19 protein-coding genes are annotated in these 21,542 nt (G+C 69.5%); 14 read left to right on the top strand and 5 right to left on the bottom strand.

Features of this window, described 5'->3' with window-relative positions; all coding sequences use genetic code 11:
* Positions 1-53: 53 nt before the first annotated feature.
* Positions 54-635, bottom strand: coding sequence for a LuxR C-terminal-related transcriptional regulator (locus AC3A6J_RS19425; RefSeq protein WP_487861613.1), 582 nt, complete (start codon positions 633-635; stop codon positions 54-56).
* 105 nt (positions 636-740) lie between these two features.
* On the opposite strand from AC3A6J_RS19425, the gene AC3A6J_RS19420 reads away from it, so the two are divergent.
* Genes AC3A6J_RS19420 through AC3A6J_RS19410 form a run of 3 tightly spaced genes read left to right on the top strand, consistent with a single transcriptional unit; the run spans position 741 to position 3,280 of the window.
* Positions 741-1,553, top strand: coding sequence for a CoA transferase subunit A (locus AC3A6J_RS19420; RefSeq protein WP_487861612.1), 813 nt, complete (start codon positions 741-743; stop codon positions 1,551-1,553).
* A 1-nt stretch (position 1,554) separates the two neighbouring features.
* The gene (locus tag AC3A6J_RS19415) at positions 1,555-2,193 is read left to right on the top strand and encodes a 3-oxoacid CoA-transferase subunit B (protein ID WP_487861611.1); all 639 of its coding nucleotides are present in this window, start codon (positions 1,555-1,557) and stop codon (positions 2,191-2,193) included.
* A gap of 19 nt (positions 2,194-2,212) precedes the next feature.
* The gene (locus AC3A6J_RS19410) at positions 2,213-3,280 is read left to right on the top strand and encodes a DUF4241 domain-containing protein (RefSeq protein ID WP_487861610.1); all 1,068 of its coding nucleotides are present in this window, start codon (positions 2,213-2,215) and stop codon (positions 3,278-3,280) included.
* A 15-nt stretch (positions 3,281-3,295) separates the two neighbouring features.
* Here the strand turns inward: AC3A6J_RS19410 and AC3A6J_RS19405 are convergent, their stop codons facing one another.
* Positions 3,296-4,204 carry a LysR family transcriptional regulator gene (locus AC3A6J_RS19405; protein WP_487861609.1) on the bottom strand — a complete coding sequence of 303 codons (909 nt, stop codon included), beginning with the start codon at positions 4,202-4,204 and terminating at the stop codon, positions 3,296-3,298.
* A 137-nt stretch (positions 4,205-4,341) separates the two neighbouring features.
* Between AC3A6J_RS19405 and AC3A6J_RS19400 the strand changes: the two genes are divergently transcribed.
* Genes AC3A6J_RS19400 through mmsB form a run of 4 tightly spaced genes read left to right on the top strand, consistent with a single transcriptional unit; the run spans position 4,342 to position 9,105 of the window.
* Complete coding sequence (locus tag AC3A6J_RS19400) at positions 4,342-5,865, top strand: CoA-acylating methylmalonate-semialdehyde dehydrogenase (RefSeq protein WP_487861608.1); 1,524 nt, start codon at positions 4,342-4,344, stop codon at positions 5,863-5,865.
* A 12-nt stretch (positions 5,866-5,877) separates the two neighbouring features.
* Positions 5,878-7,032, top strand: a complete 1,155-nt coding sequence (locus AC3A6J_RS19395) for an acyl-CoA dehydrogenase family protein (RefSeq protein WP_487861607.1) — start codon at positions 5,878-5,880, stop codon at positions 7,030-7,032.
* 28 nt (positions 7,033-7,060) lie between these two features.
* Complete coding sequence (locus tag AC3A6J_RS19390) at positions 7,061-8,176, top strand: enoyl-CoA hydratase/isomerase family protein (protein ID WP_487861606.1); 1,116 nt, start codon at positions 7,061-7,063, stop codon at positions 8,174-8,176.
* Positions 8,177-8,205: 29 nt separating this feature from the next.
* Complete coding sequence (mmsB, locus tag AC3A6J_RS19385; RefSeq protein WP_487861605.1) at positions 8,206-9,105, top strand: 3-hydroxyisobutyrate dehydrogenase; 900 nt, start codon at positions 8,206-8,208, stop codon at positions 9,103-9,105.
* A gap of 13 nt (positions 9,106-9,118) precedes the next feature.
* On the opposite strand, the gene AC3A6J_RS19380 is transcribed toward mmsB, so the two are convergent.
* Positions 9,119-10,390: an MFS transporter gene (locus AC3A6J_RS19380; RefSeq protein ID WP_487861604.1), complete on the bottom strand. Its 1,272-nt coding sequence runs from the start codon at positions 10,388-10,390 to the stop codon at positions 9,119-9,121.
* Positions 10,391-10,404: 14 nt separating this feature from the next.
* On the bottom strand, positions 10,405-11,847 hold the full coding sequence (locus AC3A6J_RS19375; protein ID WP_487861603.1) for an amidase: 1,443 nt from the start codon (positions 11,845-11,847) through the stop codon (positions 10,405-10,407).
* Positions 11,848-11,941: 94 nt separating this feature from the next.
* Between AC3A6J_RS19375 and gcvA the strand changes: the two genes are divergently transcribed.
* On the top strand, positions 11,942-12,886 hold the full coding sequence (gene gcvA, locus AC3A6J_RS19370; RefSeq protein ID WP_487861602.1) for a transcriptional regulator GcvA: 945 nt from the start codon (positions 11,942-11,944) through the stop codon (positions 12,884-12,886).
* On the opposite strand, the gene AC3A6J_RS19365 is transcribed toward gcvA, so the two are convergent.
* Positions 12,855-13,781, bottom strand: a complete 927-nt coding sequence (locus AC3A6J_RS19365) for a LysR family transcriptional regulator (protein WP_487861601.1) — start codon at positions 13,779-13,781, stop codon at positions 12,855-12,857. The genes gcvA and AC3A6J_RS19365 overlap by 32 nt on opposite strands.
* A 102-nt stretch (positions 13,782-13,883) precedes the next feature.
* On the opposite strand from AC3A6J_RS19365, the gene metE reads away from it, so the two are divergent.
* The 6 genes from metE to AC3A6J_RS19335 all read left to right on the top strand — a co-directional run bounded on the left by metE (position 13,884) and on the right by AC3A6J_RS19335 (position 21,515).
* Entirely contained in the window at positions 13,884-16,241 is a 2,358-nt protein-coding gene (metE, locus tag AC3A6J_RS19360) for a 5-methyltetrahydropteroyltriglutamate--homocysteine S-methyltransferase (protein WP_487861600.1), read from the top strand.
* Between the two features lie 25 nt (positions 16,242-16,266).
* Positions 16,267-17,148, top strand: a complete 882-nt coding sequence (locus AC3A6J_RS19355; protein ID WP_487861599.1) for a hypothetical protein — start codon at positions 16,267-16,269, stop codon at positions 17,146-17,148.
* A 284-nt stretch (positions 17,149-17,432) separates the two neighbouring features.
* Positions 17,433-17,774: an alpha/beta hydrolase gene (locus tag AC3A6J_RS19350; protein WP_487861598.1), complete on the top strand. Its 342-nt coding sequence runs from the start codon at positions 17,433-17,435 to the stop codon at positions 17,772-17,774.
* Positions 17,775-18,010: 236 nt separating this feature from the next.
* Positions 18,011-18,559 (top strand): hypothetical protein, encoded by a 549-nt coding sequence (locus tag AC3A6J_RS19345; RefSeq protein WP_487861597.1) that lies wholly within the window; start codon positions 18,011-18,013, stop codon positions 18,557-18,559.
* A gap of 123 nt (positions 18,560-18,682) precedes the next feature.
* Positions 18,683-19,423 carry a DUF3348 domain-containing protein gene (locus tag AC3A6J_RS19340; protein ID WP_487861596.1) on the top strand — a complete coding sequence of 247 codons (741 nt, stop codon included), beginning with the start codon at positions 18,683-18,685 and terminating at the stop codon, positions 19,421-19,423.
* Positions 19,416-21,515: a DUF802 domain-containing protein gene (locus AC3A6J_RS19335; RefSeq protein ID WP_487861595.1), complete on the top strand. Its 2,100-nt coding sequence runs from the start codon at positions 19,416-19,418 to the stop codon at positions 21,513-21,515. The genes AC3A6J_RS19340 and AC3A6J_RS19335 overlap by 8 nt, the downstream gene beginning before the upstream one ends.
* Positions 21,516-21,542 lie beyond the last annotated feature (27 nt).

Here is a 21,542-nt window from a genome sequence, read left to right as displayed (position 1 = left end):
GGGCTTTCGGCGACACCGCGTTTCCGTTTCTGCAACGATCGCCGGCGCATGGGTCAGCCCGCGATGAGCTTCTGCACCAGCTCCGCCGTGGTGGCCGCCGCGTACTTGCGCATCAGCCGGGCCCGGTGCAGCTCGACCGTGCGGTGACTGATGCCGAGCGCACGGCCGATCTCCTTGGAGGTGAGCCCGCGCATCACCTGCGCGGCCACCTCGCGCTCGCGCGGCGTGAGCTCGGCCTTGTCGGCGCGGCGCGCGCCCAGGTCCTCGAAGGTCCAGATGCCGGCTTCGTGCGGCGCCTCGCGGTTGAGCGCCTGGCCCGTGACGTGGCACCAGAAGGTCTCGCCCGCCATGGCGCCGTGCAGGGCGCCGAGCCGCTTCATCATGCGGTTGTCGGCATAGTGGCCGCTGGCGTTCAGGAACGGCTCCATGCGCTTGCCGATGCGCTCGAACTCGGCCACGCTCGGGTACAGGATGCTGAACGAATGCCCCACCAGGGCCGAGGGGGTTGCGCCGAAAATCTCGCACACCCGCCGGTTGCAGGCCACGATGGTGCGGTTGCGCGACACCACCATGCCGACGGGCGCCTGCTCGAAGGCGAGCCGGTAGTCGATCTCAGGCGGCGCGCGGTCGGGCATCGGGAGTCACCATTACGAAATACTACGTATGCGGGTACGTAGTATCGTTCAGGGCATTCTTTCCTTCCTTCCAGCCACTCTCCATTCATCCACCAAGGAGTTCGAGTGAACAAGATTTATCCCTCCGCCGACGCGGCACTCAAGGGGGTCGTGGCCGACGGGCAGATGCTCGCGGTCGGCGGCTTCGGCCTGTGCGGCATTCCCGAGGCGCTGATCGAGGCGCTCAAGGACACGGGCGTGCAGAACCTCACCGTGATCTCGAACAACGCGGGCGTCGACGGCTTCGGCCTCGGCAAGCTGCTCGAGACGCGCCAGATCCAGAAGATGATCGCGTCGTACGTGGGCGAGAACAAGGAGTTCGAGCGCCAGTACCTGGCGGGCGAACTGCAACTCGAATTCACGCCGCAGGGCACACTGGCCGAGAAGCTGCGGGCAGGCGGCGCGGGCATTCCGGCCTTCTTCACCAAGACCGGTGTCGGCACGCAGGTGGCAGAGGGCAAGGAGCTGCGCGAGTTCGACGGCGAGACCTACGTGATGGAGCGCTCGCTGGTGCCCGACGTGGCCCTGGTGAAAGCCGACGTGGCCGACAAGGCCGGCAACCTGCGCTTCCGCCTCACGGCGCGCAACTTCAACCCGGCCGCCGCGATGGCCGGCAAGGTCTGCATCGTCGAAGTCGAGAAGATCGTCGAGATCGGCGAACTGGCGCCCGACGACATCCATCTGCCGGGCATCTACGTGCACCGCATCGTGCTCAACGCCAACCCTGAGAAGCGCATCGAGAAGCGCACCCTGAGCGCCGCGGTCGATGCCGCCGCCGCGAAGGTCGAGGCCCAGGCCGCGATCGCCCAGGCCGCCGCCGGCAGCGAGGTGCCCGCGCCCGCCAAGGTCGTCAACAACAACAACAAAGAAGGAGCCTGAGATGCCCTGGACCCAAGATCAGATGGCTGCACGCGCGGCGCAAGAACTCGAAGACGGCTTCTACGTGAACCTGGGCATCGGCATTCCCACGCTGGTGGCCAACTTCGTCGGCGACAAGGAAGTGTGGCTGCAGAGCGAGAACGGCATGCTCGGCATCGGCCCGTTCCCGACCGAGGACCAGGTCGACGCCGACCTGATCAATGCCGGCAAGCAGACCGTCACCACGCTGCCGGGCTCGGCCATCTTCGGCAGCCACGACAGCTTCGCGATGATCCGCGGCGGCAAGATCAACCTGTCGATCCTCGGCGCGATGCAGGTCAGCGTGAAGGGCGACCTCGCCAACTGGATGATTCCCGGCAAGATGGTCAAGGGCATGGGCGGCGCCATGGACCTCGTGGCCGGCGTGAAGCGCGTGATCGTGCTGATGGAACACGTCGCCAGGAAGAAGGACGGCACCGAGGACCTGAAGATCCTCGAGGAGTGCACGCTGCCGCTGACCGGCGTGGGCGTGGTCGACCGCGTCATCACCGACCTGGCCGTGATGGACGTGGTGCCCGAGGGCCTGAAGGTCGTCGAGCTCGCGCCCGGCGTGAGCTTCGATGCGCTGCAGGCGAAGACGGGGGCCAAGCTGATCCAGTAAGGCAGGCCGCACGGTACCCATGGCCTATCTCGACCCGGACAACCTGCAGAGCATCCTTCTGGACGACGAGGCGCTGCAATGGCGGCGCCTGCAGCGGCAGCCTTGCGGGATGCTTCGCATCACGAGCGGGCGCATCGTGGCCTGCGATCCGCTGGTGCAGCCCGAGCGCGCCGCCTTTGCCCGCAGCGTCGGCGTGCGCGGCACCTTCCCTGTCGACGTAGTGCAGCACGGCGGGCGTCACGCACTGGCGGTGCTCTGGCTGCGCGGGCGCGAAGGCCTGCAGGCCGCCGACTTGCACTGGACGCCGGCATTGATCGACGGCCAGTCGCCCGAAGACCTGGGCGACGACGAGTTCTACGGCTATCCCGTCGATGCTGGCGTGGGCTGCTTCATGGACGCCGACTGCGCAGCGGCCCTCGCCGAGCGCGACGCGCGCGAATCGGCCGAGCCCGGCTACATCAGCTACTACGACGACGTGCTCGGCACCGAACTGGGCGACAAGGACGTGGCCGACCACTACCCGCTCGGCGAGGGCAATGCGAACAACGTGCTGATCTTCACCTCGGGATGGGGCGACGGCAGCTACCCGAGCTACTGGGCGCTCGATACGTCGGACGAACCTGTGGCGCTGGTGACCGACTTCATGACGATGCAGGGCGGCGATCCGCGCAGCGAGGACGACAAGCGCGACGACGATTACGCCGCGAGCCTTTCCCCCGAAAAGCGCGAGGCACTCGAAGCGCTCGGCGCCGCAGCCATCGGCGGCGATACGGCAGCGGTCGGGTCGCTGCTCGGCGCCGGGCTTGCGGGGGCCAACGAGATCATTCCGTCGCTCGGCGAAACCGCGATCGCCAGTGCGATCCGCATGAACCAGCTCGAAGCCCTGCGCCTGCTGCTGGGCGACCGGCCGTGCCCCGCCATGCCGGAGCAACTCCGCATCGAGGGAAAGGCCGAGAACTACCTTGCCTATGCCCGGTGGCTCACGAAGCCGCGGGTGCCGGGGCTGATCGAGCTGCTCGAGAGCTCCGAGGCGGCTGCGGGCGGGCCGGCGGCCGGCAAGAGCCTGTGGAAGCGCCTCTTTTCTTGAGGCATCCGGCGTGCGCTAAGCGGCCTGCTTTCGGGTGCGCGGCAGCAGCACGGCCTTCTGCGCCTCGGCCGTCTCGCGCAGGAAGGCCCACACCGCCTGCATCCGCGCAAGGTGCTTGGTCTCCGCGGGCATCGACATCCAGAACGTGCGCGTGAAGTTCGCCTGGTCCTCGAGCACCGGGCGCAGCGACCGGTCCTCGTCGGCCACGAAGGCCGGCAGCACGGCGATACCCGCGTCCGCCGCCACCGCGCGGTGCTGCGCGAGCACGCTGGTGCTGCGCAGCGCGAACGCGTCGGGACGGTGCAGCTCGTCGAGGTATTGCAGCTCCTTGCTGAACAGCAGGTCGTCCACGTAGCTGATGAACGTGTGGCCGCGCAGGTCTTCGCGCGTCTTGATGGGCTTGTGCGCGGCCAGGTACTTCTTCGAGGCATAGAGCCGCAGCGTGTAGTCGGTGAGCTTGGTCACCACCACCGGCCCGCGCGCGGGCCGTTCGAGCGAGATCACGATGTCGGCCTCGCGCCGCGAGAGGTGTACCAGCCGCGGCATGGCGAGCAGGTCGATGGTGAGCTTTGGGTGCTGCTGCGCGAAGCGCGCGAGCTGCGGCGCCAGCACCACCGTGCCGAAGCCCTCGGTCGCGCCGATGCGTACCAGCCCCGAGAGGCCCTCCTGCGACGCGGGCGCGGTGCTTTCGACCGCCTGGAACGCGCTCTCCATCGCCTCGACCTGCGGCTGCAGCCTGCGGCCGGCCTCGGTGAGCCGGTGGCCGCCCGACTCGCGCGAGAAGAGCGGGGCACCCACTTCCTTTTCGAGCGCCTGGATGCGCCGCGCCACCGTGGTGTGGTCGACCTCGAGCCGGCGCGCGGCGCTCATCAGCGTGCCCGAGCGGGCCAGTTCGAGAAAGTAGCGAAGGTTGTCCCAGTCCATGTGCGCGTTCTCCCCGTGGTGATCTGCATTTTTGCAAAGCGCTGGCGCAATTTTGTCTATTGTCATGGCAAATCTGCAAAGCTACGATGCGTGTCGAACCCGCCATTCAGGCCCCGTATTCACAGGAGACAAACCCCATGGACGCCACCACCACATCCAAGACCCAGGTCGCCACCGTCAAGCTCTTGATCGGCGGCCAGTTCGTCGAGTCGAAGACCACCGAATGGCGCGACATCGTCAACCCGGCCACGCAGGAAGTGCTGGCGCGCGTGCCCTTCGCCACGCAGGCCGAACTCGATGCCGCCGTCGCTTCCGCCAAGGACGCATTCAAGACCTGGCGCAAGACGCCGATCGGCGCCCGCGCGCGCATCTTCCTCAAGTACCAGCAGCTCATCCGCGAGAACATGGCCGAGCTGGCCGCGATCCTTACGGCCGAGCAGGGCAAGACGCTGCCCGATGCCGAAGGCGACGTGTTCCGCGGCCTCGAGGTGGTCGAGCATGCGGCGGCCATCGGCAACCTGCAGCTCGGCGAGATGGCCAACAACGTGGCCAATGGCGTCGACACCTACACGCTGCTGCAGCCGCTGGGCGTGTGCGCGGGCATCACGCCGTTCAACTTTCCGGCCATGATCCCGCTGTGGATGTTCCCGATGGCGATCGTCACGGGCAACACCTTCGTGCTGAAGCCCTCCGAGCAGGACCCGATGGTGACCATGCGCCTGTGTGAACTCGCGCTCCAGGCCGGCATTCCGCCCGGCGTGCTCAACGTAGTGCATGGCGGCGAGGCGGTGGTCAACGGCATCTGCGACCACAAGGACATCAAGGCGATCAGCTTCGTCGGCTCGACCAAGGTCGGCACGCACGTCTACAACCGCGCCACGCTGGCCGGCAAGCGCGTGCAATGCATGATGGGGGCGAAGAACCACGCCATCGTCATGCCCGACGCCAACAAGGAGCAGACGCTCAACGCACTGGCCGGCGCGAGCTTCGGCGCTGCGGGCCAGCGCTGCATGGCGGTGTCGGTGGCGGTGCTCGTGGGCGAGGCGCGCAACTGGGTGCCCGACCTCATCGCCAAGGCCAAGACGCTGAAGATCGGCGCCGGCACCGAGAAGGGCGTGGACGTGGGCCCACTGGTCTCGTGCGCCGCCTACGAGCGCGTCAACAGCCTCATCGAACGCGGTGTGGCCGACGGCGCCACGCTCGCGCTCGACGGCCGCAAGCCGACCGTGCCGGGCTACGAGAAGGGCAACTTCGTCGGACCGACGGTCTTCTCGGGCGTGAAGCCCGGCATGACGATCTATGACCAGGAGGTGTTCGGGCCGGTGCTGTGCGTGGCCGATGCCGAGACCATCGACGAGGCCATCGCGCTGATCAACAGCAACCCGAACGGCAACGGCACCGCGATCTTCACGCAGTCGGGTGCCGCCGCGCGCAAGTTCCAGGAAGACATCGACGTGGGCCAGGTCGGCATCAACGTGCCGATCCCGGTGCCGGTGCCGATGTTCTCGTTCACCGGTTCGCGCGCCTCGAAGCTCGGCGATCTCGGGCCGTACGGCAAGCAGGTCATCATGTTCTACACGCAGACCAAGACGGTGACCGCGCGCTGGTTCGACGACAGCACGGTGTCGCAAGGCGTCAACACAACGATCAGTCTCAAGTAAGAAGTCGAGCGAATGGACTTCGAGCTTTCCGAAGAGCAGCGCGCCTTCGCGGATTCGGCGCGCGAATTCGCCCAGGCCGAGTTCGCGCCGCATGCGGCCCGCTGGGACGCCGAGGCGATCTTCCCGAAGGAAGCCATCGCCAAGGCGGGCGAGCTGGGTTTCTGTGGCCTCTACGCGCCCGAGCGCATCGGCGGCCTCGGGCTGCCGCGGCTCGATGCGGCGCTGGTGTTCGAGGAGATGGCCGCGGTCGACCCCTCGACCACGGCCTTCATCACGATCCACAACATGGCGACGTGGATGCTCGGCACCTGGGGCACCGACGCGGTCGCCGCCGAGTGGGGCGAAGACCTCACCAGCGGGCGCAAGCTCGCCTCGTACTGCCTGACCGAACCCGGTGCCGGCTCGGACGCCGGCTCGCTCAAGACGCGCGCCGAGCTGCAGGGCAACGACTACGTCATCAACGGCGGCAAGGCCTTCATCTCGGGCGCGGGCGCGACCGACGTGCTGGTGCTCATGGCGCGCACGGGCGGCGGCGGCGCGGGCGGCATCTCGGCCTTCGCGGTGCCGGCCGATGCGCCGGGCGTGAGCTACGGCAAGAAGGAGCACAAGATGGGCTGGAACAGCCAGCCCACGCGCACCATCAGCTTCGACAACGTGCGCATCCCGGCCGCGAACCTGCTGGGCAGCGAGGGCGAGGGCTTCCGCATCGCGATGAAGGGCCTCGACGGCGGCCGCATCAACATCGCGACCTGCTCGGTCGGCGCGGCGCAGGGCGCGCTCGACGCGGCGCGCCGCTACCTGCACGAGCGCCAGCAGTTCGGCAAGCCGCTCGCGAGCTTCCAGGCGCTGCAGTTCAAGCTCGCCGACATGGCGACCGAGCTCGTGGCCGCACGGCAGATGGTGCGGCTGGCCGCCAGCAAGCTCGATGCGGGCCATGCCGATGCAAGCACCTATTGCGCCATGGCCAAGCGCTTCGCGACCGATGCGGGCTTCAACGTGTGCAACGACGCGCTGCAGCTGCACGGCGGCTACGGCTACCTGGCCGAGTTCCCGCTCGAGCGCCTGGTGCGCGATGCGCGCGTGCACCAGATCCTCGAAGGCACCAACGAGATCATGCGCGTGATCGTTGCGCGAAAATTGCTGGAAGGGGACAGCGACATCCGCTGACGCCCCGCATCCGGAAACCCTCAAGACAATGACCGACTCCGTAGTTCTCTTCGACGAAATCAAGACCGCCGGCGGCAAGCGCTTTGCCACCGCCACGCTCAACGCCCCTGCTTCGCTCAATGCGCTTTCGGTGGACATGGTGCGCCTGCTCACGCCCAGGCTGCGCGAATGGGCCGCCGACGGCGGCGTGGTGGGCGTCGTGCTCCAGGCCGCGGGCGAAAAAGCCTTCTGCGCCGGCGGCGATCTGCGCCAGCTCTACCAGACGCTCGGCGAATGCGGCCCCGCGCGCAACACCTACGCCGAAGACTTCTTCCGCGAGGAGTACGAGCTCGACCACCTGATCCACACCTTTCCGAAGCCGTTCCTGTGCTGGGGCCACGGCATCGTCATGGGCGGCGGCGTGGGCCTGATGGCGGGCTGCTCGCACCGCGTGGTCACCGAGCAAAGCCGCATCGCCATGCCCGAGATCGCCATCGGCCTGTACCCCGACGTGGGCGGCAGTTGGTTCCTGCGCCGCACGCCCGGGCGCACCGGCCTGTTCCTCGCGCTCACGGCCGCCAACCTCAATGCGGCCGATGCGATCTTCTGCGGCCTGGCCGACGTGCTGGTGCCGCATGGGCGCAAGGCCGCCGTGGTCGAGGCCATCGCCGCCGCCGCATGGGCCGGCAACGGCAAGGCCGACCGCGCGACGCTCTCGCGCATCCTGGCCGGGGCCGGCGAGGGCGCCGCGCTGCCGCCTTCGAAGGTGCGCGAGCACTACGACACGATCAACGCGCTGATGGCCGGCGACGACCTGCTCGACATCGCGAAGCGCCTGCGCGCACTGCAAAGCGACGACCCCTGGCTGCAGACGGCCGCCAAGAGCTTCATGAAGGGCGCGCCGAGCTCGGCCGCGCTGAGCTTCGAGCTCTGGCAGCGCGTGCACCGCATGTCGCTGGCCGAGGTGTTCCGGCTCGAATACTGGGCCTCGCTCGGCTTCTGCGCGCACAAGGACTTTGCCGAGGGCATTCGCGCGGTGCTGATCGACAAGGACCGCAACCCGAAGTGGTCGCCGGCCAGCATCGAGGAAATCACGCCCGAGTTCATCGAGGACCACCTGCGCCCGCGCGGCGAGATGCCGGCCGAACTGGCGGCGCTGAAGTAAACAACGCGAACAACGAACGGAGACAGACAATGAAGATCGCTTTCATCGGCCTGGGCAACATGGGCGGCCCGATGGCCCTCAACCTGATGAAGGCGGGCCACGTGCTCAGCGCCTTCGACCTGTCGACCGATGCCTGCAGCAAGTTCGCGGCCGAGGGCCTCGCCATTGCCGCCTCGGCCGCCGATGCGGTGGCCGGCGCCGAGGTCGTGGTCAGCATGCTGCCGGCCAGCGCGCATGTCGAAGGGCTGTTCCTCGGCGCCCAGGGCAAGCCCGGCCTGCTCGAAAAGATCGAGCCTGGCACGCTCGTGATCGACAGCAGCACCATCGCCGCGGCCACGTCGCAGAAAGTGGCCGCCGCGGCGGCTGCGAAGGGCATCGCGATGATCGATGCGCCGGTCTCCGGCGGCACCGGCGGCGCCATCGCCGGCACGCTGACCTTCATGGTCGGCGGCGACGCGCAAGACCTGGAACGCGCGCGGCCCGTGCTCGAGAAGATGGGCGCCAACATCTTCCACGCCGGCGCCGCGGGTGCGGGGCAGACCGCGAAGATCTGCAACAACATGCTGCTCGGCATCTTGATGATCGGCACCTCCGAGGCGCTGGCGCTCGGCGTGGCGAACGGGCTCGACCCGAAGGTGCTGTCCGAGATCATGCGCCGCAGCTCGGGCGGCAACTGGGCGCTCGAGAAGTACAACCCGATGCCGGGCGTGATGGACACCGCGCCCGCGTCGAAGAACTATGCGGGCGGCTTCGGCACCGACCTGATGCTCAAGGACCTGGGCCTCGCGCAGGAGAACGCCACGGCCGTTCGCGCCGCCACGCCGCTCGGCGGCCTGGCGCGCAGCCTCTATGCGGCGCACAGCCTCGCGGGGCACGGCGCGCTCGATTTTTCGAGCGTGCTGAAGCTGGTGCAGAAGAAGGCGTCCTGATCGGCCGGGCGGCTCAGTCCGCTGCACGGCCGGTGGCCGCATCGCCCCGGGCCATCGCCAGCAGGAGCCCGGCGGCAACGAGGTTCGCGCCGATGCTCGCCAAGATCGGCAGCAGGTAGCTGCGGCTCAGGTCGAAGGCGTAGCCTGCCGCGGTCGGCCCGACCAGCGTGCCGACCGCCACGCTCGTGTAGAGCACGCCGATGATCGCGCCGATGTTGCGGCCGCCGAAATGGTCCATCACCAGCGCCGGCAGCAGCGCGACGAAGCCGCCGTAGAACACGCCGTAGCCGAACGCGAACAAGGCCAATCCCCAGAAATTGCCCGACACCGCCCACAGCACGAGCGAGCACGCCATGCCCGCCGACATCAGGGGCAGCGCGAACCGGCGGCCGATGCGGTCGGCCAGCCCGCCGAGGAAGAACCGGCCCGCCGTGCTGCCGACGCCGATCGCGCCCAGCAGCAGCACGGCGGAGCCGGGCGCCACGCCATGGTCGAGCGCATAGGGCACCAGGTGGACGAAGGGCACGAAGAGCCCGAACGAGCTGATCAGGCACGCCGCATACAGCCCCGCGAAACGCCGCGATGCCACCGCAGCGCGCACCGAGGCACCGGCCGCTGCGGCATGGGCGCTTGCGGCCTCGGGCGGCGGCGGGTCGCCGTCGGGGCCGAGGCCGCGGTGGCGCGGATCGTCCTCGACCAGCAGTGCCATGCCCACGCCCACCACCACCGCCAGGGCGCCCAGCGCCAGGTACGCGTTGCGCCAACCAAGACTGTCGATCAGCAGCGCCGCCAGCGGCGGCATCAGCAGCGTGCCCACGCCGATGCCGCTCACCGCCAAGCCCGAAGCGAAGCCGCGGCGCCGCACGAACCAGCGCTGCACCGCGCCCAGCACCGGCACGTAGGACGCACCCACGCCGAGCCCGACGCCGAGCCCGTACGCCAGGTAGACCTGGGTCAGCGTCTCTGCCCGGCCCGCGGCGGCCAGCCCGGCGCCGACCAGCACCATGCCCGCAACCGCGAGCCGGCGCGATCCCCAGCGATCGGCCAGCGGCCCGCTGAGCACGCCGAGGCCGAAGTACAGGAAGCCTGCGAGCGAGAACACCAGCGACACCGAGCCGCGCGAGGCGCCGAAGTCGCGCTGCAGCGGCTCGAGAAAGGCGCTGAATGTGTAGGCGCTGCCGAAGCCCACGAGCATCACGGCGAAGGCGCCGGCCACCACGAGCCAGCCGTGGAAGAGCCGTGCGCGCGGCGGCGCGGGGGAAACGCTGGAAGGTGTTGTCTGCATGGTCTTCGTTCCCGTCAGTCGAGCGGATGGCCGCGGTGCCAGCGGGTGGCGCGCTGGAAGGCGGCGCCCGCGCGCACCAGTGTCGCCTCGTCCATGCGCGTGGCGACCAGCTGGAACGCCAGCGGCAGGCCCGTCGCGGTGAAGCCGCCCGGCAGCGTGATCGTCGGATGGCCGGTCATGTCGAAGGGCGCGGTGTAGCGCAGCAGCGCCGACACCAGCGCCGGCGTCTCGCCGAGCACCTGCATCTCGGCAACCGTGGGCGATGCGAACGGATGCACCGGCGCGAGCAGCAGGTCGACGCCGCCGAGCAGCGCATCGACCTGGCCGCGCAGGCGCGCGCGCCGCGCGTGGATCGCCTGCACTGCCGGGCCACGCACCGCCAGGCCGGCATCGAGCACCGATGACAGCACCGGCCCGTACGCGCCGCGCTGCGACGGAAAGGTCGCTGCATGCACCACGGCCGCCTCGTCCGCACAAAGCGGAAACCAGTCGGCCACCGCCTGCGCCATGTCGGGAACGCGCACGTCGACGATGCGCGCGCCAAGCGAGCGCAGGGTCGCGGTGGCGTCCGCGAGCATCGCCTGCGTCGCGGGGTGCACGCCGTCGGCGTTCCAATCGGCGTCGATGCCGATGCGCAGGCCGTGCATGCCTTCGCCAACTGCCGCGAGGTAGTCGGGCACCGGCGCGTGCGCGGCGCCCGGGTCGTTCGCATCGGCGCCCGCAATCGCGCCGAGCAGCAGGCCGCAATCGACCGCGCTGCGTGCCATCGGCCCGACGTGGTCGAGCGAGGGCGCCAGCGCGAACACGCCGTGGCGGCTCACGCGGCCCCAGCTCGGCTTGATGCCCGTGAGCCCGTTGGCGGCACACGGAAAGCGGATCGATCCGCCGGTGTCCGAGCCCAGCGCGCCGTGGCAAAGGCCCGCCGCCGTCGCCACGCCCGAGCCGCTCGACGACATGCCGGGCCAATGGCCTGCATGCCATGGGTTGCGTGGCGGCGTGATGCCGGGATGATGGTCGGAGTACGCGCCTTCGGTGAGCTGCAGCTTGCCGAGCAGCACGGCGCCGGCTTCCTTGAGGCGGCGCACCACGGTCGCGTCCTCGTGCGGAATGCGGTCGCGGTGGATCGCCATGCCGGCCGCGGTCGCGAAACCCGCGGTAGCGCACAAGTCCTTCACGGCAACGGGCACGCCGTGCAGCGGCCCGCGGTACCGGTCGGCCGCGATCTCGGCGTCGGCGCGTCCGGCCTGCGCCATCGCTTCGTCCCCCATGACCAACGCGTAGCTGTGCAGCCTGCCGTCGAGCGCGGCGATGCGCTCGAGTTGGGCGCGTGTCGCGTCGATGGACGAGACCTCGCGGCTGCGGATGCACGCGGCGAGCTCGGCAATCTCCAGGCGATGGAGTGCGTTACTGGATGAATCAGAATACCTAACTGGATGATCTTCAGTCGTGGTCGGCAAGACGGTTCTCTTTCTGCATTGATCGTGCGAATATCGGTTGCACCGTGCGATCCTGCAATCCAGATCTTCTGAGCCATTCGATTTAGATTTACTGATGAAAGAGCACCAGCTTCCGCCATTCCACGCCTTGCGGGCCTTCGAGGCCACCGCGCGCCACCTCTCGGTGACGAACGCGGCCGACGAGCTGTGCGTGACGCCGGGCGCCGTGAGCCAGCTGGTCAAGGCGCTCGAGCTGCACCTCGGCATTGCGCTCTTTCGGCGCGCGAACCGGGGCATCTTTTTGACCGACGCGGGCCAGGCCTACCTGCCGCCCGTGCGCAACGCATTCCGCCAGATCAGTGACGCCACCCGCCGCGTGGCCGCGCCGGCCGACAGCGGACTGCTCACCGTGAGCGCCACACCGTTCTTCGCGTCGGCATGGCTGGTGCCGCGCCTGCAGCGCTTCCAGGAGGCGCACCCGGACATCGACCTGCAGCTGCGCAGCACCGGCGCGCTCGCCGACTTCTCGCGCGACGGCGTCGATGTCGCGATCCGCCATGGCCTCGGCCGCTACCCGGGGCTCAGCAGCCGGCGCGTGCTCACGGTCGAGGTGGTTCCGGTCGCCGCGCCCTCGCTGGTCGCGCGGCACGGCCTGCCGGCGGCACCGCCCGACCTGCGGCGCTGGCCGCGCGTGAACGACGCCGAGCGCAAGGCCTGGCAGCGCTGGTTCGAGGCGCAGGGCGTCGACGACCCGGGCCGGGCGCGCGGCCCGTCCTTCGACGACGCGGGGCTATTGCTGCAGGCGGTGCTTGCGGGGCAGGGCGCGGCGCTCCTGCCCGCCACGGTGGTGGCCGACGACCTCGCGGCGGGCCGGCTCGTGCAACTCGCTGGCGCGCACCGGCTCGAAGACTTCGCCTATTACCTCGTGTGCCCCGAAGGCAGCGAGGCACGGCCCAAGGTCGCGGCTTTTCGCGACTGGATCGTCGGCGAGGCGAATCGCCCCGTTCCAAAGCCGCGCGGCAGGCGCGCTACAGCAGCTCGATCCCCGGCAGGCTCTTGAAGCAGCTCTCGCGCGTGACGCGCACGAAGTCCGCGAGCCAGGGCTGGGCCGAGGTGCGTGCCGCCGAGGCCATGTAGAGCCGCCCCGTCAAGCCTTTCTTGCCCACGCGCCGGGCCGTGACGTAGCCGCGGTCGAGGTAGTTCTGCACCGCCCACAGCGGCAGGGCCGCCACGCCGCGCCCGCTCGCCACCAGTTGCAGCATCGCCACCGTGAGTTCCGTGGTGCGGCGGTGCGCCGGCTGCACGCCGGCCGGCGCAAGCACCTGGCGCACCAGGTCGAGCATGTCGTCGGGCACGGGGTAGGTGATGAGCGTCTGGTCGGCAAAGTGCCGCGCCGTCAGATGGCTGCGCGCCGCGAGCGGATGGTCGTTCGCGACGAGCGCCATGATCTCGAAGCGGAACAGCGGGTGGTAGTCGACCGTCTCGTCGGGGTCGGCCTCGGACACGATCGCGACCTCGGCGCGGTTCTGCATCACGAGCGCGATCGGGTCGGGATGGAAGCCCGAGACGATGTCGAGCTCGACCTCGGGCCAGCGCTGCCGGAAGGCGTCCATCGCCGGCATCAGCCAGTCGAAGCAGGTGTGGCACTCGACCACGATGCGCAATTGCCCGCTGCGCCCCAGCGCGAGCCGCGCCACGTCGCGCTCGGCTTCCTCGACCAGCGGCAGCGCCGCGTCGGCCAGCTGCAACAGCCGCAGCCCCGTGGTGCTGAACTGCGGCGGCACCGACTTGCGCTCGAAGAGCTGCGCGCCGTAGCGGTCCTCGAGCAGCTTGATCTGGTGCGACAGCGCCGACTGCGTGAGGTTGAGCAGCTGCGCCGCGCGCACCAGGCTGCCGGTGTCGCGCAGCGCCGCCAGGGTGCGCAGGTGGCGGATTTCGAGGATGGACTGCAACATGAATGAAATTCAAGCGAAAGGGCAAAAGGTTTCGTTTGAATCATAGAGCCCAAAGCCCGAGCATTGCCGGCTCCCATCAAGATTTCCGACCGGACCCCCGCCATGACCACCCGTACCCACACCCTCGGCTTTCCACGCATGGGCGCGCAGCGCGAACTCAAGTTCGCGCTCGAGCAGCACTGGCGCGGCGAGATCGATAGCGAGGCGCTCGAAGCCACCGGCCGGCAACTGCGCGCGCGCCACTGGCAGCTGCAGCGCGACGCGGGCCTCGACTTCGTGACGGTCGGCGATTTCGCGTTCTACGACCATGTCGCCAACCACATCCAGCTGCTCGGCTGCGAACCGGCGCGCTTCGGCTTCGAGAGCGCCGAGCCCGCGCTGTCGCGCTACTTCACGATGGCGCGCGGCGTGGCGCAGGAGCCGGGCCATGGGCATGCGCATGCGCACGAAGAAGGATGCAGCCACGGCGCCGCCGGCAGCTTCCCGCTCGAGATGACCAAGTGGTTCGACACCAACTACCACTATCTCGTCCCCGAGTTCAGCGCGGCCACGCAGTTCGCGCTCTCGTCGACGCGGCTCTTCGACGAGGTGGCCGAGGCGCAGCAGGCCGGGCATCCGGTCAAGGCCGTGCTGCTCGGGCCGCTGAGCTTTCTCTACCTCGGCAAGGAAAAAGAGCCCGGGTTCGACCGCTTCTCGCTGCTCGACGCGCTGCTGCCGGTGTACGAACAGGTGCTCGCCCGCCTCAAGCAGCAGGGCCTGGAATGGGTGCAGGTGGACGAACCGATCCTCGGCCTCGACCTGCCCGACGCCTGGCGCAACGCGTTCGAGCGCGCCTACTGGCAGCTCGCGCGCAGCGCGCCGCGGCTGCTGTTGGCCACGTATTTCTCGCCGCTCGCGGAAAACCTGCGCCTGGCCTGCCAGCTTCCGGTGGCGGGGCTGCATGTGGACGCGGTGCGCGCGCCGCAAGAGCTGATCGGCGTGGCCGATTGGCTCCCGGCGCACAAGGTGCTGTCGGTCGGCATCGTCGATGGACGCAACATCTGGCGCACCGATCCCGATGCGGCGCTCGCCGCGCTGCAGCCCGCGACGGCAAAGCCGCGCAGCGAGTTCTGGCTGGCGCCGTCGTGCTCGCTGCTGCATGTGCCGTTCAGCCTCGAAGCCGAACACAAGCTCGATGGCGAACTCCGCTCGTGGCTGGCCTTTGCCGTCGAGAAGCTCGGCGAGTTGCGCGTGCTGCGTGCCGTGCTCGACGGGCGCGAAGACAGCGTGGCCGATGCGCTGCGGAGCGCACGCTCGGCGGTGGCGGCACGCCGCGCGAGCCCGCGCGTGCACCGCGCCGACGTGGCGCTGCGGCTCGCGCGCAGCGTGGCGGGCGACGACCGCCGTGCCTCCGCCTTCGCACAGCGCCAGGCGCTGCAGCGTGCGCGCTTTGCATTGCCCGCGTTGCCGACCACCACCATCGGCTCGTTCCCCCAGACGCCGCAGATCCGTGCCGCGCGCGCCGCCTTCAAGCGCGGCGAGCTCGATGCCGCCGGCTACCGCGAGAAGATGCGCGCCGAGATCGCGCTGGCAGTGCAAAAGCAGGAAGAACTGGACCTCGACGTGCTGGTGCACGGCGAGGCCGAGCGCAACGACATGGTCGAATATTTCGGCGAGCAGCTCGACGGCTTCGCGTTCACCGCCAATGGTTGGGTGCAGTCGTACGGCTCGCGCTGCGTGAAGCCGCCGGTGATCTTCGGCGACGTGTCGCGCCCGGCGGCCATGACGGTCGAATGGACCGCCTACGCGCAGAGCCTCACGGAGCGGCCGATGAAGGGCATGCTGACGGGGCCGGTCACCATCCTGCAGTGGTCCTTCGTGCGCGACGACCAGCCGCGCAGCGTCACCTGCGAGCAGATCGCCTGGGCGATCCGCGACGAAGTGGCCGACCTCGAAGGCGCCGGCATCGGCATCGTCCAGATCGACGAGCCCGCGATCCGCGAGGGCCTGCCGCTGCGGCGCGCCGGCTGGCCGGCGTACCTGAAGTGGGCGACGCGCGCGTTCCGCATCAGTGCCGCGGGCGTGCGCGACGAGACCCAGGTCCACACGCACATGTGCTATTCGGAATTCAACGACATCCTGCCCGAGATCGCGGCGATGGACGCCGACGTGATCACCATCGAGACCAGCCGCTCCGACATGGCGCTGCTTCGCGGGTTCGGCGGTGACGCAGCCGGCGGCGGCTTTCGCTACCCGAACGAGATCGGCCCCGGCGTCTACGACATCCACTCGCCGCGCGTGCCATCGGTCGACGAGATCGTGCGCCTGATGCGCAAGGCCGCCGCCGTGGTGCCGCCCGCGAACCTCTGGATCAATCCCGACTGCGGCCTCAAGACCCGCGGCTGGCCCGAGACCGAGGCGGCGCTCGCGAACATGGTTGCGGCCGCGAAACTGCTGCGCGCGGAGCTCGCGCCGGCCTGACCAGCGTGGCGCCAATAATGGCGCCATGCCCTTTCACGCCGTTCGTTCGCGATCCGTTGTTCTTCTTTCCGCGCTGCCGTTGCTCTTGGCCGCGGCCATTGTCTTGCTGCTGCCGGCCCCGGCGCGCGCGCAGGACCGGGCCGAGGCGCTGATGCTGTTCGAAGGCGTGCAGGCGCGCTACCAGGCGGCCTATGCGCCCGGCGCCGTCTCGCGCGAGGCGCGCCAGCTGCTCGAGGCGCCCGACCAGGCCATTGCCGGCAAGGCGCTCGAAGCGCTCGACCAGGCCGCGGCCCGTGCCTTCGATGTGGCCTCATCGGTGGCGGCCGTGCGGCAGGAGGTGGCAGCGGCGGGGCAGGGCGCCGCGGCGCCGGGCCCGCAGGTGCAGGCGGCAGTGGCCCGCCTCGCGAAGCTGCGCGCCGACTATGCCGCGATGGACGAGCCGGCCAGGGTGGCCTTCTTCCATCGCGAGCGCGCGAAGCCCGCCGACGCGGTGCGCACCGAGCTGCTCGAGCGCATGGCCGTGGCCGACCTGCGCGAGGTCGACTTCTCGAGCCAGCTGCTGCTGAGCGCCGTCGTCAAGCAGCTCGCGCGCGGCAATGCGGGCCAGTACACCGCGCTGCCCGATGCCACGCTCGACATGGCGCTCGACACGCTGTGGTCGCGCGGCGTCACCTCGCCGCGCCCGCGCAACCTGCTCATCGTGGCGCGCGAGTTCGAGCGGCAGCTCGCGCAGGCGTTGCTCGCGGCGCTGCCCGATGCGGATGCGGCGGCGCTGCTCGCCTGGCGCAGCGATCCGCAAGCCGCGGCCGAGCGCGAAGCGCTCGTGGGCACCTACCGTGCCGAGGTGAAGGCGAGCGGCGCGGTCGCGATCCGGACGCTGCTGCGCGGCTGGCCGCCGCGCTCCTGAACGCCCGCGCCGGGGAAATTGGCCGGGACGCGACAGGTATGAACCGGATGCGCGATACTCGCCGCCCGCATCGGCCAACTGGCTTACATCGCGGGCAAATGGCCGCCGAGTGAGGCAAACTTCTTAATCGAACCGCAACTTTTAGGCGGACGCAAGAAAGTTCCGCGTCATTGTTTCAGTTTCATGAACACTGCGGTTCAATTCGTCGAGGGTTTTCCCTTGGTTTGTGGTGCAAACTTCAAGGCATCCAAAGTCCAAACCAAGAAACCAAGAAGGAACCTGAAATGAAGACCTCGAACATCCTCGCCGCCGCCGCTCTCTCCCTGCTCGCCGCCGCTGGCGCCCATGCAGAAACCTACGAAGGCGTGCAGCCCCTGACCTCCGGCTACAGCCGCGCCGACGTCGCGCCGCAAGCCGTTGCTGCCGCCCGTGAAGGCAATGCCTACAGCGAAGTCGCCTCGGCCGGCGTGGCCCCGGTGCTCGCCAGCGCCACCGACCGTGCGATCGTTCGCAGCGAAGCTGTGGCCGCTGCCCACGCTCCCGGCCAGAACCTGCGCCGCGAAGCCTTCGCAGGCAGCGTGATCCCCGAGCAGGCACGCGGCTTCACCCGCCAAGCCGGCCTGTAATCGAACAGGCAGGCAGAACGCCGGCGGCCCTGGGCGGCCGGCGCTTCGGCAAGCAAAGACAGCCAGAGCCGGACGGTGCGACAGCACCGTCCGGCTTTTGTCCTTGGGCGCTTTGAAAACCGGGCCGGCCGTTCGCCAGAGCCGACAGCCTTGCGGACACGACCAACAGCATATGGTCGGCCGCGCGTCCGCCCGACAGAATTCGCGACTTCACTCCATCACTGAAAGTCGCTCCCATGTCCGATCCCGAGACGCTCACCGCACAGGTGGTCAACATCCTGAGGCATGACAAATTCATCGCGCGCCACAACTTCGCCATTGGTGCGCTGCGGATCTGGCCGCGCGCCTACCACGACGTGGCCGACGCGATCACAGCAGGCAAGATTCGCGTCGGGTCCAACCTGAGTGCCGGCAATGCCGCTCAGTACGACATGACCTTTGCCGTGATGGACGTGTCGGAAGACCTCAACGTGCTCGACGAGCGCCATCGCGCTGTGGTGTTTCACGAAGCGACGCACGCCCACCTCGATATGCTGGCGTTCGGCGAGCATTCGGGCTACGAGAACGAAGCCATGGGCTACATCGCCGAGGCGCTCTATACGCTGGCGGCGAAGGGGCGCGACGTTCCCTCGCACCCCATCCGCGTGATTGCCAAGCCGATCGCTGCCAAGGTGTACGCCGGCATGTATGCGATCCCGCAGGCCGACGTCGCCGCGCTGACAGCCGCCATCTCGGCCGTCCCCCTCTACAAGCAAAGGCCGCGCTACCACAGCAACGGACTCTGACTCCCAAGGGGCCTGATCCGAGCGGGCCCGCCAGCGTTACCGGCGGTTTCCTTCGGCGCGCCATGCACGGGAGGCCGGCGCGGCCCCCCGGTGTAGACTGCCAGGTTTTTCGTTCTGGCGTTCATGGGGCAAGTTTCACAGCAGCAGCGCACGGCCTTCAGCGATTCGGCGCTCGTTCGCTTGCTCCTCGGGCTCGCCCAATCCGACGTGCGCGAACCGCGCCAGGCAACGGCCGACCAGCTGAGCCAGTGGTTCGGCTGGACCGAGGCGATTTCGCTCTCGGCCGCGCTCGACGGCGGCGCCTCCGGCATGCCGTCGGCCGGCCGTACCGCACCCGGCGCCGAGGAGCGCGAATGCACCCGCGTGCGCACGGCACTGACCAAGGCCATTGCCGAAGACGCCACTTGGCGGCGCGGCAAGAACGCCGACGATGCCGCACCCGACTTCACACCGTACCGCCGGCGCTACCTGGCCCAGCAACAGGCGCTCGATGCGGCCGTCGGCCCGTTGCGCGCACGGCTGCGCGCGATGCTGGCGGCGCGGTCGCCCGCCATGGCTCGGCTCGCGTCGGTCGACGTGGTGATGGAGCAGGTGCTGGCGCCGCGCGAGCGCAGCTTTCTCGCAGCCGTGCCCACGCTGCTCGAGAAGCACTTTGACCGCCTGCGGCCTGCCGCCGCCGCGGACCCGGCCGACGGAGCCGCTGAGCCTGCTGCACCCGCTGCACCCGCTGCGCCCGGACCCTGGCTCGATGCCTTCCACAAGGACATCCGGAACGTGCTGCTCGCCGAACTGGACTTCCGATTCCAACCCGTCGAAGGGCTGCTCGACGCCCTTCGCATGAGGCAACCAGAGTCCCATGAATAGATTTCTTCCCTATTTCGTCTTTGCCGCGGGCCTTGCCGTGGTGTGCTGGGTCGGCGCGGGGTATGCCGGCTCGCACGCGCTGGCCTTTGCCGTCACGCTGATCGTCGGCGTGTTCTATGTCATCGGCGGGCTGGAGCTGCACCGCTTCCGGCAGGCGAGCGGCACGCTCGCGCGCGCCGTCGACGGCCTGTCCGAGCCGCCGGCCGATCTCGGCGCCTGGCTGGCACAGCTGCATCCGTCGCTGCGCAACGCGGTACGGCTGCGCATCGAGGGCGAGCGCGTGGGCCTGCCCGGCCCGGCGCTGGCGCCGTACCTCTCGGGCCTGCTGGTGCTGCTCGGCATGCTCGGCACCTTCATGGGCATGGTGGTCACGCTCAAGGGCACCGGCCTGGCGCTCGACAGCGCGACCGACCTGCAGGCGATCCGCAACTCGCTGTCGGCACCGGTGAAGGGCCTGGGCCTGGCCTTCGGCACCTCGGTGGCCGGTGTGGCCGCCTCGGCGATGCTGGGGCTGGCCTCGGCGCTGTGCCGGCGCGACCGCCTGCAGGCCGGGCAGCGGCTGGACAGCCTCATCGCCACGCGCCTGCGCCCCTACTCGCGTGCCCACCAGCGCGAGGCGTCGTTCCAGTTGCTCGAGCAGCAGGCCCGCCTGATGCCGCAGCTGGTCGACCGCATGCAGGCCATGATGGAAACCATGGAGCGGCAAGCCCTGGCGCTGAACGAGCGCCTCGCCGCGGGCCAAGCGCAGTTCCACAGCCAGGCCGAGGCGGTGTATGCCGGCCTGGCTTCGTCGGTCGACAGCTCGCTGAAGCAGAGCCTGACCGAGAGCGCGCGCATCGCCGGTGCGACGATCCAGCCCGTGGTCGAGGCCACCATGGCCGGCATCGCGCGCGAGACCGCCTCGTTGCACGACAGCGTCGCGCGCACGGTTCAGCAGCAGCTCGACGGCCTCACGGTCCGTTTCGAGACCGCGACCGCCGGTGTCGCAGACACCTGGAAGGGCGCGCTGGCCGAGCACCGCAGCACCTCGCAGGCGCTGGTCGCAGACCTGCGCAGCACGCAGGAGCGCTTCGCCGAAACCTTCGAGCAACGCTCGGCCACGCTGGTCGAGAGCGTCTCGGCCCGCCTCGGCCAAACGACCGACGAAGTGGCGGGCAGCTGGGGCCGCGCGCTGGCCGAGCACGAGCGCGTCGGCGCGCAGTTCGCCGCCGAGGCGAAGCAGTCGCTCGCGGCGGCCGCGGCCGATGCCGGGCAGCAGGCGGCCGCGCTGTTGCGCAGCGTCGATGAGGCCCATGCCGGCCTGCAGGCGCAGATCGCCTCGCGCGATGCGGAGCGTCTTGCGGCATGGACCGAGGCCCTGGGCGCGGTGGCCGCCTCGCTGCAGCAGGAATGGCAGCAAGCCGGCACCGAGTCAGAGCGCCGCCAGCAGCAACTGTTCGACGCGCTGGCCGAGTCCGCACGCGGCATGTCGGCCCAGGCCGAAGGCCATGCCAAGAACACCGTGGCCGAGATCTCGCGGTTGCTCGAGGCCGCATCCGAGGCGCCGCGCGTCGCGGCCGAGGTGGTGGCCGAACTGCGCCAGAAGCTCTCCGACAGCATGGCGCGCGACAACGCGATGCTCGAGGAGCGCAGCCGCCTGATGGAAACGCTGGGCACCTTGCTCGATGCGGTGAACCATGCCTCGACCGAGCAGCGCTCGGCCGTCGATGCGCTGGTCGGCGCCTCGGCCGACGTGCTCGAACGTGTCGGCAGCCGCTTCACCGAGCAGGTCGAAGCCGACACCGGCCGGCTGGCCGAGGTGGCCGCGCAGGTCACCGGCAGCGCGGTCGAGGTGGCGAGCCTCGGCGAGGCCTTCGGCCATGCGGTGCAGCTGTTCAGCGAATCGAACGAGAAGCTGGTGGTGCACCTGCAGCGCGTCGAAGGCGCACTCGGCAAGTCGATCGAACGCAGCGACGAGCAACTGGCCTATTACGTGGCACAGGCGCGCGAGGTCATCGACTTGAGCATCATGTCGCAGAAGCAGATCGTCGACGACCTGCAGCAGATCGCGGGCCGGCCTGCGGCAGCGGTGGCGGTGGGAGGCGAAGCGTGATGAGCGCCGCGCCGGGCCGCCCCAAGC

The sequence above is a fragment of the Variovorax sp. Soil_C_39 genome (assembly GCF_057656815.1).
Note: the sequence above shows the minus strand (reverse complement) of the source record. Positions and strands in the feature narration are given on the sequence as shown.

Bases quoted from the DNA above. Each gene is read 5' to 3' on its own strand.
- AC3A6J_RS19425 (WP_487861613.1), bottom strand. From the start codon at position 635: ATGCCCGACCGCGCGCCGCCTGAGATCGACTACCGGCTCGCCTTCGAG.
- AC3A6J_RS19415 (WP_487861611.1), top strand. From the start codon at position 1,555: ATGCCCTGGACCCAAGATCAGATGGCTGCACGCGCGGCGCAAGAACTC.
- AC3A6J_RS19410 (WP_487861610.1), top strand. From the start codon at position 2,213: ATGGCCTATCTCGACCCGGACAACCTGCAGAGCATCCTTCTGGACGAC.
- AC3A6J_RS19405 (WP_487861609.1), bottom strand. From the start codon at position 4,204: ATGGACTGGGACAACCTTCGCTACTTTCTCGAACTGGCCCGCTCGGGC.
- AC3A6J_RS19400 (WP_487861608.1), top strand. From the start codon at position 4,342: ATGGACGCCACCACCACATCCAAGACCCAGGTCGCCACCGTCAAGCTC.
- AC3A6J_RS19395 (WP_487861607.1), top strand. From the start codon at position 5,878: ATGGACTTCGAGCTTTCCGAAGAGCAGCGCGCCTTCGCGGATTCGGCG.
- AC3A6J_RS19390 (WP_487861606.1), top strand. From the start codon at position 7,061: ATGACCGACTCCGTAGTTCTCTTCGACGAAATCAAGACCGCCGGCGGC.
- mmsB (WP_487861605.1), top strand. From the start codon at position 8,206: ATGAAGATCGCTTTCATCGGCCTGGGCAACATGGGCGGCCCGATGGCC.
- AC3A6J_RS19380 (WP_487861604.1), bottom strand. From the start codon at position 10,390: ATGCAGACAACACCTTCCAGCGTTTCCCCCGCGCCGCCGCGCGCACGG.
- gcvA (WP_487861602.1), top strand. From the start codon at position 11,942: ATGAAAGAGCACCAGCTTCCGCCATTCCACGCCTTGCGGGCCTTCGAG.
- AC3A6J_RS19365 (WP_487861601.1), bottom strand. From the start codon at position 13,781: ATGTTGCAGTCCATCCTCGAAATCCGCCACCTGCGCACCCTGGCGGCG.
- metE (WP_487861600.1), top strand. From the start codon at position 13,884: ATGACCACCCGTACCCACACCCTCGGCTTTCCACGCATGGGCGCGCAG.
- AC3A6J_RS19355 (WP_487861599.1), top strand. From the start codon at position 16,267: ATGCCCTTTCACGCCGTTCGTTCGCGATCCGTTGTTCTTCTTTCCGCG.
- AC3A6J_RS19350 (WP_487861598.1), top strand. From the start codon at position 17,433: ATGAAGACCTCGAACATCCTCGCCGCCGCCGCTCTCTCCCTGCTCGCC.
- AC3A6J_RS19345 (WP_487861597.1), top strand. From the start codon at position 18,011: ATGTCCGATCCCGAGACGCTCACCGCACAGGTGGTCAACATCCTGAGG.
- AC3A6J_RS19340 (WP_487861596.1), top strand. From the start codon at position 18,683: ATGGGGCAAGTTTCACAGCAGCAGCGCACGGCCTTCAGCGATTCGGCG.
- AC3A6J_RS19335 (WP_487861595.1), top strand. From the start codon at position 19,416: ATGAATAGATTTCTTCCCTATTTCGTCTTTGCCGCGGGCCTTGCCGTG.